General features: G+C 38.6%; 14 protein-coding genes and 1 pseudogene. 8 read left to right on the forward strand and 7 right to left on the reverse strand.

The window, feature by feature from the left end; genetic code table 11:
• Window positions 1-62: 62 nt before the first annotated feature.
• From AZH43_RS08410 to AZH43_RS08440, 7 genes are all read right to left on the reverse strand, one after another.
• A complete protein-coding gene (locus tag AZH43_RS08410; protein WP_067668657.1) occupies window positions 63-422 on the reverse strand; it encodes an HIT family protein in 360 nt (119 codons plus the stop codon).
• Between the two features lie 60 nt (window positions 423-482).
• Window positions 483-1,223 carry a dienelactone hydrolase family protein gene (locus tag AZH43_RS08415; protein WP_067668659.1) on the reverse strand — a complete coding sequence of 247 codons (741 nt, stop codon included), beginning with the start codon at window positions 1,221-1,223 and terminating at the stop codon, window positions 483-485.
• Window positions 1,224-1,426: 203 nt separating this feature from the next.
• On the reverse strand, window positions 1,427-2,119 hold the full coding sequence (locus tag AZH43_RS08420; RefSeq protein ID WP_067668661.1) for an FKBP-type peptidyl-prolyl cis-trans isomerase: 693 nt from the start codon (window positions 2,117-2,119) through the stop codon (window positions 1,427-1,429).
• Window positions 2,120-2,177: 58 nt separating this feature from the next.
• Window positions 2,178-2,891, reverse strand: a complete 714-nt coding sequence (locus AZH43_RS08425; protein ID WP_067668663.1) for an FKBP-type peptidyl-prolyl cis-trans isomerase — start codon at window positions 2,889-2,891, stop codon at window positions 2,178-2,180.
• Between the two features lie 247 nt (window positions 2,892-3,138).
• Window positions 3,139-5,316 (reverse strand): polysaccharide biosynthesis tyrosine autokinase, encoded by a 2,178-nt coding sequence (locus AZH43_RS08430; RefSeq protein WP_067668665.1) that lies wholly within the window; start codon window positions 5,314-5,316, stop codon window positions 3,139-3,141.
• Window positions 5,317-5,335: 19 nt separating this feature from the next.
• Entirely contained in the window at window positions 5,336-5,764 is a 429-nt protein-coding gene (locus tag AZH43_RS08435) for a low molecular weight protein-tyrosine-phosphatase (RefSeq protein ID WP_067668667.1), read from the reverse strand.
• The gene (locus AZH43_RS08440) at window positions 5,764-6,840 is read right to left on the reverse strand and encodes a polysaccharide biosynthesis/export family protein (protein WP_406564616.1); all 1,077 of its coding nucleotides are present in this window, start codon (window positions 6,838-6,840) and stop codon (window positions 5,764-5,766) included. Before AZH43_RS08440 ends, AZH43_RS08435 begins: the two co-directional genes overlap by 1 nt.
• A 381-nt stretch (window positions 6,841-7,221) precedes the next feature.
• Here AZH43_RS08440 and tviB point away from each other — a divergent pair, with 381 nt between their 5' ends.
• From tviB to AZH43_RS08475, 8 genes and pseudogenes are all read left to right on the forward strand, one after another.
• Window positions 7,222-8,517, forward strand: coding sequence for a Vi polysaccharide biosynthesis UDP-N-acetylglucosamine C-6 dehydrogenase TviB (gene tviB / locus AZH43_RS08445; RefSeq protein ID WP_067668683.1), 1,296 nt, complete (start codon window positions 7,222-7,224; stop codon window positions 8,515-8,517).
• A gap of 24 nt (window positions 8,518-8,541) precedes the next feature.
• Entirely contained in the window at window positions 8,542-9,486 is a 945-nt protein-coding gene (locus AZH43_RS08450; protein WP_067668672.1) for a Gfo/Idh/MocA family protein, read from the forward strand.
• A 14-nt stretch (window positions 9,487-9,500) separates the two neighbouring features.
• Window positions 9,501-10,082, forward strand: a complete 582-nt coding sequence (gene wbpD / locus AZH43_RS08455) for a UDP-2-acetamido-3-amino-2,3-dideoxy-D-glucuronate N-acetyltransferase (protein WP_067668674.1) — start codon at window positions 9,501-9,503, stop codon at window positions 10,080-10,082.
• A 2-nt stretch (window positions 10,083-10,084) separates the two neighbouring features.
• Window positions 10,085-11,164, forward strand: coding sequence for a DegT/DnrJ/EryC1/StrS family aminotransferase (locus AZH43_RS08460; protein ID WP_067668675.1), 1,080 nt, complete (start codon window positions 10,085-10,087; stop codon window positions 11,162-11,164).
• Between the two features lie 7 nt (window positions 11,165-11,171).
• Complete coding sequence (locus tag AZH43_RS08465; protein ID WP_067668677.1) at window positions 11,172-12,443, forward strand: oligosaccharide flippase family protein; 1,272 nt, start codon at window positions 11,172-11,174, stop codon at window positions 12,441-12,443.
• A gap of 359 nt (window positions 12,444-12,802) precedes the next feature.
• Window positions 12,803-13,684 (forward strand): hypothetical protein, encoded by an 882-nt coding sequence (locus tag AZH43_RS08470; RefSeq protein ID WP_131796929.1) that lies wholly within the window; start codon window positions 12,803-12,805, stop codon window positions 13,682-13,684.
• A 73-nt stretch (window positions 13,685-13,757) separates the two neighbouring features.
• Entirely contained in the window at window positions 13,758-13,898 is a 141-nt protein-coding gene (locus AZH43_RS18600; RefSeq protein ID WP_162492933.1) for a hypothetical protein, read from the forward strand.
• A gap of 4 nt (window positions 13,899-13,902) precedes the next feature.
• Window positions 13,903-14,293 (forward strand): annotated as a pseudogene (locus tag AZH43_RS08475) (asparagine synthase (glutamine-hydrolyzing)); the annotation flags it as partial.

Here is a 14,293-nt window from a genome sequence, read left to right on the forward strand (position 1 = left end):
TCAAACTTGCCGGCCAAAGCATAAAAAAGGACCCGAAGATCCTTTTTTTCAGCCAAATTTACTTAGCCTGTAAAGCCCCAGCGCTCGTCCAGCGCTAAAGTTTGGTTTTCATAGCGCGGGATAATATGAATGTGCAGATGCGCAGTCGATTCACCGAAAACAGTGCCGTCATTGAATCCAATATGGAATCCAGTCGGGTGATGGCGCAGCGTCAATTCATTGCGTGCCTGTTCCAGCAGCGACAGCATGCTTTTGCGCTCTTTGTCGGTGATGTCAAAAAAAGAGCTGACATGGCGTAAAGGAATAATGACGCTATGCCCTTTGGACAAGCTGTGAGGTTCCGGCAAGATGACGCCAAATTCATTCTGTGCAATCACATCAAACTCATCATAATTGCAATACGGGCAGTTGCTGTCAGTCATTGTTCAATCCTCCAAATCATTATTCAATTGATATGCGCGCAGTAATTTTTTACTCATTCTTTATTGGGTTAACTTGCGGTTCAGCAGCTCATACATGGCTTCAAGGCTGTTCTTCTCAGCCGCGGCGTTATAGCCTAAATCAACGCCGTTGGCTTTCGCGCGTTCATCCGCCAGCGGGTTGCTGAAGCCGTGCTTTGCATCTTCATACACAATCACTTCGTGTTCAACGCCGGCTGCATGCATTTCCTGACGGAATGCAGCCACATCATCCAGACTGACCATGCTGTCAAGTTCGCCATGCATCACGAGGATTTCTGCCTTGACCACGCCTTTCTGCGCCGGCGCTTTAGGGGTCAAGGTGGCATGGAAGGTTGCGACAGCCTGCAGATCGGCACCTGAACGCGCTAAATCCAGCACCACTTTTCCGCCATAGCAAAAGCCGACAGCAGCCAGCTGGTCTGCCTTGACTTCAGGCTGCTGCGCCAATACGCGCAATCCTGCCGATGCGCGGGTGACAATAGTTTCAGGGTCTTCAAAAGTCTGCATCATCCATGCAGAGGCATCGCTGACAGCGGTGGTGACTTTTTTATCCCCATACATATCAATGGCGAAGGCTGCATAGCCATGTTCCGCCAACTCGCGTGCGCGCTGTTCTGTATATTCATTGCGGCCCCACCATTCGGGCGCGACAATCACCCCAGGCACGGCAGCATCCGTTTCAGGCGCAGCAAAATAGCCAATCAGTTTGGCGCCATCAGCCGCGGTGTATTCGATTTCACGTGTTTTAATTTTCAATGCCATGTATCAATCCCTGTTCGATGATAAAGTCCATGATTAAAGCATAATAATCTGATTTTATTAATGATGTTTAAAAAATGAGTTCATGCCTAACTGCAGCGGGCTAAAAGCAAAAAAAGATAAAAATATAATTAAGGCGCAAATGAATGATGCGCATAAAAGCATACAGCGCATTAAAGCGCTGCAGCTGAAAAAATTGTAATGATTTATTTGGCCGCGATTTCAATCAGCTCAACATCAAAAATTAGCGTGCTGTTCGGCTCAATCACATCGCCTGAGCCAATTTGCCCGTATGCTAAATTCGCAGGAATAAAAAAGCGGTATTTTGCGCCTTCTTTCATCAGCTGCAGGCCTTCGGTCCAGCCCTGAATGACTTGGCTGACTTGGAAGCTGGCCGGCTGATTGCGCGCAATAGAGCTGTCAAAAACCGTACCGTCAATCAAACGGCCTTCATAGTCTACTTTGACGGTAGAATTCGCCTTTGGCGATTTACCTTGGCCTGCTTTCAACACCTGATACTGCAGCCCGGATGGCGTCACTTTCACGCCCGATTTTTTTGCATTGTCAGCTAAGAAAGCCGCCCCGATTTTTGCATTCTGTTCGGCTTTCTGCTTGAGTTCAATCAGCTGTTTGGCTTCAGACTGCTTTTTGTATTGAGTGAGTACGCGGGTCATTTCTTCATCGCTGAGAGATGCATCCTTGCCTTGAGAAGCTGTTTTCAAGCCTTCAATAAATGCATTCACATCCATATCTTTCATGGCATCTGCGTTGCTGCGGCCCATGAGGTAGCCAAAACTGTAGCCAACTTGTTCTGATACGCTGCTTTTGTTGTTAATTTCTTTGGCAAATGTAGTGCTAGCGCATAAGGCAAGGCAGAGCAGGGTCATTTGAATTTTCATAGGCATCTCAAAAAAATAAAGAAAAGGAGAGCTTATTGGGCTCTCCTTAAAATTTTTGTTATTTCACTTTAATCAGTTCAACATCAAATATTAAAGTACTGTTTGGCGGAATCGTTCCTGGAACACCTTGTTCGCCATAGCCAAGATTGGACGGAATATAAAGCGTCGCTTTACCGCCTTCTTTCATCAGCTGCAAACCTTCTGTCCAGCCTGGAATCACTTGATTCAGCGGGAATTCAATAGGTTCGCCGCGTTCAATCGAGCTGTCAAATACTTTGCCGTCAACCAGCTGGCCTTTGTAGTGAACGGTCACTACAGAATTGGCTGCAGGCTGTTTGCCTGTTCCTTCTTGCGTAATTTTATATTGCAAGCCGGACGCGGTTGTTTTAACGCCTGGTTTTTTCGCATTTTCAGCTAAGAAAGAATCGCTGCTGGTTTTCGCTTGTTTGGTCTGATCCAGCTGTTTTTGTTGCATTTCCTGCTGGAACTGCACATAGGCTTGCTGCAGTTCTTCTTCTGTATAGGCAGGTTTAGCGCGTGCATGGCCAGCGCGGACACCTGTAACAAAACTGTCGATGTTGAGTTCAGGCGGCGTTTGATGCGCCACTTCGTAACCCAAAGCATAGCTGATTTTCTCTACAGCTGATGCATTTGCAGCAGGCTCTGTTGAAGTCGCTGCCTGTACAGCAGGCTTTTGAGTTGCATAATAAACTGGAACAAGCGCAGCACCGCCTAGTAGAACAGCGACAGCAATGGGTAGGGCCTTACTCATAAATTTTCCCACAATTATTTTATATGTAAAAAGTTGCTAAAATTTTAGCAGACTTTTCTAAGTGACAGGTTTCTAATGTCTCATCAGTTTAGAAAATTATCATAGTCATTTTTAGATTGCTATTCTATCAAATACTGAATATATAAAACATTTTTTATACAATAAAGCGCAAAAGGCATGGGTTGAATTTATCCTTTAAAAATAAAAAAAGCCAGTGTGAACACTGGCTTTTTTCAGGGGGTAGCAATTAATCCTCTTCTTCGGCTGCCTTATAGCCATAAGAGTAGTTATAGCCGCTGCCAGCCGTGTGCTGGATGTCATTTAGGATGATCCCATTGACTTTCACGCCGACCTGTTCAAAACGGTTGACGGTAAGTTCCAGCTCTTTCATTTGGGTTTTTGCATAACGGGCGATGACTAAATTCACGCCTGTATATTGTGAAATAATAATGCCGTCGGTTACCGCCAGCACTGGCGGTGTATCAATGATGACATGGTCAAACATTGGTGACAGCTGTTCCAGCAGAGCCGCGAATTTTGCGGAACTCAGCAGCTCTGAAGGATTCGTGGGATTTTTACCGCGGGTGATTACGCTTAAACCTGCAATTTCTGTCGGTTTAATAATACTGTCCAGCTCTTGGAAGCCATTCAGATAATCAGCCAGACCGGGCTGGTTATCTGTGCTGAAGTATTTATGCAGATAGCCGCGGCGCATATCGGCGTCTACAATCAGAACGCGTTTATCGCTTTGCGCCAGAATGGCGGCCAAGTTGGTTGAAATAAAAGATTTGCCGACTTCTGGCGCAGGGCCTGAAATCATAATAAAATTATTTTTGGCTGCGCTTAAGGCAAAATGAATTGCAGTACGCATGCTGCGCAAGCTTTCAATGGCAATATCATCGCCATTTTTAACCGCCAATACAGGAATATGTTTTTTCTTCTTCAGCAGCTTGATACGGCTTTCTTGAACCGGTGAACGCGGTACAGTGGCATAAACCGGTAAATCGAGCTCATTTTCAATTTGAGACGAGTCTTTAATGCCTGAACGCATCATATTGCGCAGTAATGCCAATAGTGCACCTAAGAAGCCGCCAAAGAAAATAGACAGAATTAAAATCAGCAACTTTTTCGGCGCGATCGGTTCAATCGGTTCAACAGCAGTATCGACTACACGAACATTGCCAATTTCACCAGCTTTAGCAATACGCAATTGCTGGTAGGAGTTCAGCAGAGAAGTATAAAGCTGTGTTTTAACTTCCACTTCACGGTAGAGCTGTAAGTAACGGCGCTGTAAATCGGGCAGCTGCTTGAGAGTATTTTCTAATTCACCAATTTTTTTGTTTAATGCTGTCAGTTGGGCATTCATCTGCTGCATGACCGGATGTTCACTGGTGTATTTGGCGCCGGCTTCTGCAACTTTTTGTTCCAGTTCTGCTTTTTGAGTTTCTAGCGTAATGCTTTGAGTTAAATAAAGCTCTGACTCTTTGGTGACATCAACCGTATTGTATTGCAGGCGGAATTTGTTAAATTCACGCTCTGCGACATCCAGCTGTTGTTTTAGATCAGGTAGTTGCTCATCCAGAAATTTTAAAGTCTGTGCGCTTTCAGCCGTACGGCGTTCAATATTTTGCTGGCTGTATGCCGTCAAAATTGAGTTTAAAACTTGGGTAATGTGCTCTTTATCCTGTCCTTGATAATTCAGTCCCAGAACACCTGTCATTTTGCCTTTTTCAGCAACTGAAAAATTAGCCAGTATGCTGTCGACAGCTGCCGGTAATGATTGTTTTGTAACTAAATAGATATCATTGAGCTGGTCGTGACTGAAAATAGAGACTTGCCATAGACCTTTGAGGGTTTGCAGCTGGTTGTTGGTGTTGGTAGTTCCACTGAATATAATTTCTTCAGTTTTTGGGTTTATTAAATTAAATTTATTGCTGTTAAAATGCAGTTCTAACGGTATGTCACGATAGTCTGCAGGGATGGCAAATTTTCGCACATCAAAAGATTTTTCATCATCTTTGAACAGAACCGATTTTGATCGATACTCGGTACGGTAGTCATGCGGTGCAAATAAGCGGTCAGTAAAAGAATTCTGAGTGCCGGAGATTTTTAAATCCAGATTTAGGTTTTGAATGACTGTACCCAAGACCAAACGGGATTTTAATATTTCAATTTCGGCCTGTGCTGGCTGTTTTTGATCGACCATGCTGGATAAACTGCCCAAAAGCGCAGCCGATGTGCCTTTACTTTCTTCTACTTGCACTAGTGCATTAACGGCATAAGTATCGGGTGTTGCCCGTAGATATAGCAGGGCAAACACTAAACTTAGAATGACGCAAAGCGCAATCAGTTTCCATTGTGCAATTAGAGAAAAAAACAGCTCTTTTAAGTCAATGGTATCTTCAGTATTAGTATTTTGGCTCATAATCGTATTTCAAATTCAGTTAAATGTGTTTTTTCCAGTCTGCCGCATACTGCTGAATCAGCTGACAGGTCTCATCAAATACAGATTGAGCATGCTGGTAGGGGTCAGCTACATTTTGGCCCTGCCAGTGTCCCAAGCGGAAAGTTTTGCCTTTCGCAAAGGGCCAAGTCTGCTCAATGTGCTTTTGCTGATTTTGGCTCATGACCAAAATCAAATCCGCCTGTTTAATTAATGTTCCATTCAGCTTGCGCGCAATATGCCCGGACATATCAATGCCTAAGCGCTGCATGCACAGTTGCGCTTTTTCATCGGCAGAATGCCCAATGAGGCCGGATATGCCTGCGGAGTGAACAGTTAACTCAGGATATTCCTGTCTTAAAAAGTATTCTGCCATGGGGCTTCTGCAAATATTGCCTATGCAGACCACTAAAATATTCTTAATCTGCATTATTGTCCCAAGCGGTCCATATTATAAATCATATTAGAGAACGGAATAACTTGGTTGATAATCCGCTGCCAGCGCGCCAAACCAGAAGCATCAACATAAATAATGTCATTGCTGCGCAGTTTGAACTGATTGGCCAAGCCAAAATCACCAATGCTGGTGAGGTTCAAATGGTAAATTTCAGTCATTGGGTTGCTTGGACTGCTGCGGACCACATAAATTTTACCGCGGCTGGCCGATAATGGATTCAAGCCTAGGCTTTCACCCAAAGCATCGCTCAAAGTCATGCCTTGATCACGCATGGGCAAGGACTGGTTTTTACCGGATTCACCCATCACATATATTTTTTGATTTTCGCGTGAATTGACATAAAGCGTGTCATTTGGCTGAATCAGCAAATTATGTAAAGAATAGCCTGCTTTTTCCAGCTCAATGCTGTTCAGATTATAAGTTTGGCCCTGACGTACCAAAGTGATGGAAGTGTTATCGCCATATTGGGTGTTGACACCGCCAGCCATGCCTAAAGCAGTATAAACGCTGACAGGCTGGTCACTTAAAGAAAACTGCCCGCCTTTCATGACGTTACCTTGTACCGAAAAACGCTGGCCTTGATAGGAGAGGACGCGGGCGACAACATCAGGTGTTTTTAAATAGCGTGCCAGCTGGCTGCGCAGCTCTTGATTAACTTGATTTAATGTTTTGCCGGCGGCTTTATAGCGGCCAATCACTGGAAATTGAATATAGCCTTGTTGGTCAATTTGATATCCGTTGGACTTAATCGCCTCTTCGTTACTTATAGTATTGGTCGGCGGAGTAATTTCTGGATAAGCCCATAGATAAATGGAAAGGATATCACCTGAACTTAAGCGGTAATTTTTATGGCCAGCATGAAATAAGCTGGCATAGCTTTGCTGATTGATTTGCGCAGGCTGCACAGCAGCTAGTGTTTCTTGAGTGAGCTTAACTACATTGACTTGAGTTCCCAAATCAGTTTGATAAACACCTTCATCGGGCAAATCATAAGTTTGTAAGCCTGAAGTAATGGCACAGCCAGTCATTCCTAAACTTAAGGCCAACATAATACTATAACGGTAGTAACTCACTCTGAATCCTATTTTATAGAAATAATTTAATGCTTAATTAGGTCGAATTATGCCTAAAAATTAATATAATAGCGACAGTATTTTATACTAAGAAGCGTCATCAGCCTAGCATTTGCTGCACGAATGTGTTGCTGCAATGTAATGAGTATTTTGTGGAATGAAACAAACTTTTTCTGGTTAAAATAAATCTATGTTATTTAAATGCCAATATTTTGATTGAAAAATAAGCATTGATTGTGTGCTGATAAGTTTTAGATTACGAAAAATAATAATTCCCGAAAAATAAAAGGGTGTTTTCTGCTATAGTATGAGCCGTTTTTCACATGATTAAATCATAAATTATAAGGCTCTGGAATGTTGCAACTCTCGGAACTAAAAATTGCAGTAATTGGGTTAGGCTATGTGGGTTTACCTCTAGCTGTTGAATTTGGTAAAAAAAGCCCAGTTGTTGGTTTTGATATCCATCAAAAAAGAATCGATGAATTAAGAAGTGGTCAAGATCACACGTTAGAAGTTTCACCTGAAGAATTAAAAAAAGCAGAATATTTACAATTTTCAGCTGATTTGGATACTTTGAAAAGTTGTAACTTCTTTATTGTAACTGTTCCAACCCCGATTGATGGTGTAAACCGACCAGATCTTACACCTTTGCGTAAAGCAAGTGAAACGATAGGTAAAGTAATATCTAAGAGTGATATTGTTGTTTACGAGTCGACGGTTTATCCTGGTGCGACCGAAGAAGTTTGTATTCCTGTAATTGAACGTGTTTCTGGATTGACGTTTAATCAGGATTTTTATGCTGGATATAGCCCTGAACGAATTAATCCAGGTGATAAAGTTAACACCTTGACAAAAATTAAAAAAATTACGAGTGGCAGTACACCTGAGGTAGCAACATTAGTTGATCAGGTATATTCAAGCATTATTATGGCAGGAACACATAAGGCAAGCAGTATCAAAGTTGCTGAAGCTGCAAAAGTGATTGAAAACACTCAGCGTGACTTAAATATTGCTTTAGTCAATGAGTTGTCAGTTATATTTGATCGATTAGATATAGATACGATTGATGTGCTAGAAGCGGCTGGCAGTAAATGGAACTTCCTACCTTTCCGTCCAGGATTGGTGGGTGGACACTGTATTGGTGTTGATCCTTACTATTTAACCCATAAAGCTGAAGAAGTTGGCTATAACCCACAAGTGATTCTTGCAGGTCGTCGTATTAATGACAATATGGCTCAATATGTTGCGCAATCAACCATTAAAAATATGGTGAAAAATGGCATTGATGTAACGACTGCTACAGTGGGTATTTTAGGTGTGACATTTAAAGAAAACTGCCCCGATATTCGTAATAGCAAAATTGCGGATGTAATTGCTGAATTTGATCACTGGGGTGTGAATGTTGTTGTTTGTGATCCATGGGCTGATGCTGCTGAAGTTAAACATGAATACGGTATTGAATTAGGTCAAGTCGATGCTGAACACAAGGTAGACAGTTTGGTTGTTGCTGTTGGCCACAATGAATTCCGCGATATGTCAGCTTTAGAATTGCGTAATTTGGTGAAATCCGAAAAGCCTGTCATTGCAGATGTGAAAAGTTTATTCGATCGTGATCAATTAACTGCTCAAGGTTTTACCGTTTTCCGTCTCTAATTTAAAATTTAAGAAGTTATATAAATGAAAAAATTTGCCCTTATTGGTGCTGCTGGTTATATCGCTCCACGTCATTTAAAAGCAATTAAAGAAACAGGTAATACCTTAGCAGTTGCAATGGATATCAATGATTCTGTTGGAATTATGGATAGTCATTTCCCTGAAGCTGAATTTTTTACAGAGTTTGAAGAGTTTGAAGCGTATGTAGAAGACCAAAAATTAAAAGGTCAGAAATTAGATTACGTTGCAATTTGCTCACCAAACTATTTACATGCGCCTCATATGAAATATGCCTTAAAAAATGGTATTGAGGTGATTTGTGAAAAGCCGTTGGTTTTAAATTCAAAAGACTTGAATATGTTGGCTGAATATGAAAAACAATATGGTGCAAAAGTAAACTCAATTCTTCAATTGCGCTTACACCCATCAATTATTGCTTTACGCGATAAAGTGCAAGCAGCGCCTGCAGATAAAGTATTTGATGTCGATTTAACTTATCTGACTTCACGTGGTAAATGGTATTTAAAATCGTGGAAAGGTGTAGATAAAAAGTCAGGCGGTGTAGCAACCAATATTGGTGTACATTTCTACGATATGCTGCATTTTATTTTTGGTGATATCGTTAAAAACGAAGTGCATTTTCGTGACGAGAAAACTGCATCAGGCTATTTAGAATATGAACGTGCCCGTGTTCGCTGGTTCTTGTCTATCGATGCAAATAACTTGCCGTCAAACGCTGTAAAAGGTGAAAAGCTGACTTACCGCAGTATTACGATTGAAAATGAAGAATTAGAGTTTTCAGGCGGTTTTACAGATTTACATACGCAGAGTTATCAACGTATTCTGGCTGGAAAAGGTTACGGTGTTGAAGAAAACCGTGCTGCGATTGAAACTGTTGAAGTGATTCGCGTTGCTCCAGTGGTAGAAAACCCAGCGAATCCGCATCCATTATTAGCAAAAGTAAAATAAATCAGGGAATGATTATGAGTTTTTATCAGCATGAAACTGCGATTGTTGATGAAGGTGCGCAAATTGGAAGCGATTCTCGAGTTTGGCATTTTGTCCACGTGTGTGGCGGTGCCAAAATCGGTCAAGGCGTATCATTAGGACAAAACGTATTTGTTGGCAATAAAGTCGTTATTGGCGACCATTGTAAAGTTCAAAATAATGTGTCGGTGTACGATAACGTGACCTTGGAAGAGGGTGTGTTTTGTGGACCAAGTATGGTTTTCACCAATGTATATAACCCGCGCTCCTTGATAGAGCGTAAAGACCAATATCGCAACACTTTGGTTAAAAAAGGCGCAACACTGGGTGCGAACTGTACCATTGTGTGTGGTGTAACTATTGGTGAATACTCATTTGTCGGTGCAGGTGCTGTGGTTAATAAAAATGTCCCAGCATATGCTCTTATAGTAGGTGTTCCTGCAAAACAAATTGGTTGGATGAGTGAATTCGGAGAGCAGTTAGATTTACCATTAAAAGGTAATGCAGAATCTGTATGTTCACATACAGGTGCGATATACCGCTTATCTGGTGACACTGTGATCAAAGAACAGGCATGAAAATGATTGAATTTATTGATTTAAAAGCACAGCAAGCACGTTTAAAAGATAAAATTGAATCTGGGATTCAAAATGTATTAACCCATGGCCAATACATTTTAGGCCCTGAAGTGAAAGAGTTAGAAGAAAAACTTGCTGCCTATATAGGTGCGAAATACTGCATTACATGTGCAAACGGTACAGATGCCTTGCAAATTGCCCAAATGGCATTTGGAATTGGTCCAGATGATGAAGTTATTACGCCTGGATTTACCTATATTGCAACGGCTGAAACAGTTGCAATATTAGGTGCGACACCTGTCTATGTAGATGTAAATATAAAAACATACAATTTGGATGTAGAACAATTAGAAGCAGCGATTACACCACGTACTAAAGCGATTATTCCTGTTAGTTTATATGGTCAATGTGCTGATTTTGATGCAATCAATGCAATTGCTGCGAAGTATAATATTCCTGTCATTGAAGATGCTGCGCAAAGCTTTGGTGCAACGTATAAAGGCCGTAAAAGCTGTAATTTAACGACTGTGGCTTGTACAAGTTTCTTCCCAAGTAAGCCTTTGGGTTGTTACGGTGATGGTGGTGCGATATTTACTAATGACGATGAGCTTGCCAAAGTAATTCGCCAAATTGCGCGTCATGGTCAAGACCGACGCTATCATCACATACGTGTAGGTATGAATAGCCGTCTAGACACATTGCAGGCTGCGATTCTTTTACCAAAACTTGAAATTTTGGATGAAGAAATGCAAGCACGTCAGCGTGTTGCAGAAACCTATACCAAACTATTTAATGAAGCGGGTATTGATACTACGCCATGTATTGAAGCGCATAATCAAAGTGCATGGGCGCAATATACCATTCAAGTTGAAAACCGTGATGATGTGCAAGCGAAGTTAAAAGAGCAGGGTATTCCTACTGCGGTACATTATCCAATTCCATTGAATAAACAGCCTGCTGTTGCAAATTCGAATGTAAGCTTAACCGTAGGTGATACAATTGCTGAAAGAGTTATGAGCTTGCCAATGCATCCCTACTTGACGGTCGAAGCTCAAAAGAAAATTGTTCAAGCTTTAGGTTGATTTAAAAGTGAAAAGCCTTCTTGTAAAAATTAATAATAAGCTCAATGCTCAAGGAGGCTTTTTAAAAGCAGTATCTGTGTTGGTTGGAGGTACTGCTTTTGCTCAGTTTATTGGTTTTCTCTGTTTACCAATATTAACGCGTTTATATACACCAGAAGATTATTCAGTTTTGGGTATATATATCGCCATAGTTTCTATTCTAGCTGTAATTTCGTGCTTAAGATTTGATATAGCTATTCCTATTCCAGAAAATGAAAATGATGGAAAGGCTTTATTACTCTTGTCATTTTTTAGTAATACAATTTTTAGCATAATTCTTTATGTATTACTTTTTATAAGTTATCCATATATTCAACATTATAAAATAATTGATCAATTATCTTACTGGATATGGTTAATACCACTTGGTGTTTTTGTATCTGGATTTTATTCTGCTCTGCAGTATTGGGCAACACGGCATAAACGGTTTAAAGAGATTGCCAAAACTCGAATGACTCAAGCTATATCCGGAAATGCAGCAAGCATGATTGGTGGAATGTTCTCTGTAGGTTTTGGAGGATTGATAATTGGGCAGTTATTGAATTTTTCAGGTGGGCTTTTTAAGTTAGCTATTAGTGCTAATAGGGATTTAGCTGTTGTCAGAAGTAGTCCTTTAAAGGCCACATTTGCTAGGTATAGAAATTTTCCTAAATACTCTACATTTGAAGCATTGGCTAATACTAGTGCATTACAATTACCTTTAATTATTATTGCAAGTTTTTTTTTCGGACCTGATATTGGCTATTTAATGCTTGCAATGAAGGTTTTGGGTATTCCTATGGGGTTAATAGGTGGAGCAATGTCTCAAGCTTATTTAGCACATGCACCAGAATTTTATAAAAGTGGGCAGTTGTATGGTTATACGGTGTCAATTTTAAAAAAGATATTTAAATTAGTTGTTATTCCTTTTTCTCTTTTAGCGTTGATTAGTCCATATATATTTACATTTTTGTTTGGTCAAAATTGGTCAGGTTTGGGTGATTATATTTTAATTATGATCCCTTGGTACTTTATGCAAATATTATCATCGCCTATTTCTATGGCATTGCATATTATTGGAGAGCAAAAAACAGCCCTTATTTTACAGTTTTTTGGATTTTTTTTACGCGTAATAGTCTTGTTGGTAGTGTTATTTGTGGATAGTAAATTTACTATTATTTACTATATTTTTTCTGGATTTATTTTTTATGTGATATATATGATTTTTATATTAATTTTAGTTAAATGTAAAGGTACGTGATGGAACTAAATAGGGTTTATAGTATATTTTCACCAATATATTACTCATTATGTGTTTTTGTTTTAATTTTATTTTTAATGTTTAATGTGAATTCTGTTGTTTTGAACACGGATCAAACTTATAGTTTTTTAATATATTTGTATATTTTACTATCTGTTTTTGGTCTTATTTTTAGATTATTTGAGGGTAGGGTTTTAGTCTATAAGCATTTTTTTATTTTTTTATTTTTTATTTTTTACTTTTTTTTGAAATCTTTATTTCAATATTTTGATCTATCAAGATTTTTTTCGTATACACTGGGGTCATCTGGTGGAATAGTCTTGTTTTATTTTCTTGGGATGTTTTTTAGTTTAAATTTAATGAATAATAATAAATTTCTTAATTTTTTTTCTAGAAATTACTTTTTTTTAATATTCTATTTAATTTTTATTGATTTAAGTCTTTTTCTTATTTTGAGTAATGCACTATCAAATGTTAGATTTGATATTTTTCTAATCTCAGATTTGGAGGAAGGGTATCAAAGAGCTGGAGATTTTTTAGTAATACTATATTTTATATCTACTATTATTGTTTTTTTTATCTTGGAAAAAAATCAAAAAATTTCAATTAATATTTTTATTATTTTATTGTATCTTTTAATGTTGATTTTGGTTGGTTCTATAGCGCAAATTATTGGATCTAACAAAGGTTTAGTTATTCCTATTTTAATATTTTGTTGTACTTTTTATGTTTTCTTTAAAGATTTAAAAGGTAGTAATAGGGCTATAATTAAATTATTTTTTTTATTTTTTATTTTTTTATTTTTTATTTTTGCTTTTTTAAATTTAGATGTTTCATCATTGCGTATATTGGGTTATGGTTCAGGTGAGTCATCTTCTTTTCAGAGTCGTTATGAGATATTTGTAAGGAATTTTTATATTCACTTTATACATTCACCATATATAGGTGATTTAAATGTTGATACCTTATTAACTGGGCAAGGTACTTATGTACATAGTTTTTTATTTTTTTCGCTAACTCATTTTGGTTTGTTGGGTTTTACTATTATTTTTATTTATATTTTTAGTTGTTATAGGTCAATTTTAGGTGAAAATAAAAATTTGAAATTAAATAAAATTATTTTTTTGCTTATTTTTGTTTTTTCGATATTTTCAACAGCGGTATTTTGGCCGGTTATATGGTTTGTTATTGGAGTTTTATGTCCTGCCTTTTTTGTTGAAAGTAGGTTTAAAAGTATTTAGTCATAGATTTTTTTTAAATTTTTATTCTTAACTTAGTTTGAATTAAAATTTAAAATAATTTTTATGATCTAATGTGTATGTGTATGTGTATGTGTATGTGTATGTGTATGTGTATGTGTATGTGTATGTGTATGTGTATGTGTATGTGTATGTGTATGTGTATGTGTATGTGTATGTGTATGTGTATGTGTATTTCATGAATAAAGGTATTTAACTATATGTGTGGATTTGTTGGATCTGTTTCTAATAATAGTATAGAGGCTGGAATTCAATCAGCTTTAGAGATAATTAGGCATCGTGGTCCAGACGCTAATAAATATGTTATTTATAAGCAGAAGAGTAAGTATGTAGCTTTTGCACATGCTCGTTTGTCTATTATCGATCTAAGTAATGCTGCAATTCAACCATTTGAATCACAATGTAATCAATATAGTATTATTTTTAATGGTGAAATATATAATTATCAGGAAATCCGTGACGAGTTAAAATGCTTAGGTTTTACCTTTTATACAGATTCGGATACTGAAGTATTATTGGCTGCTTGGCAACAGTGGGGGCTTGAAGTCTTAAGAAGACTAATTGGTATGTTTGCTTTTGCTGTATTAGATA

Source organism: Acinetobacter pragensis (genome assembly GCF_001605895.1).
Classification (GTDB): domain Bacteria; phylum Pseudomonadota; class Gammaproteobacteria; order Pseudomonadales; family Moraxellaceae; genus Acinetobacter; species Acinetobacter pragensis.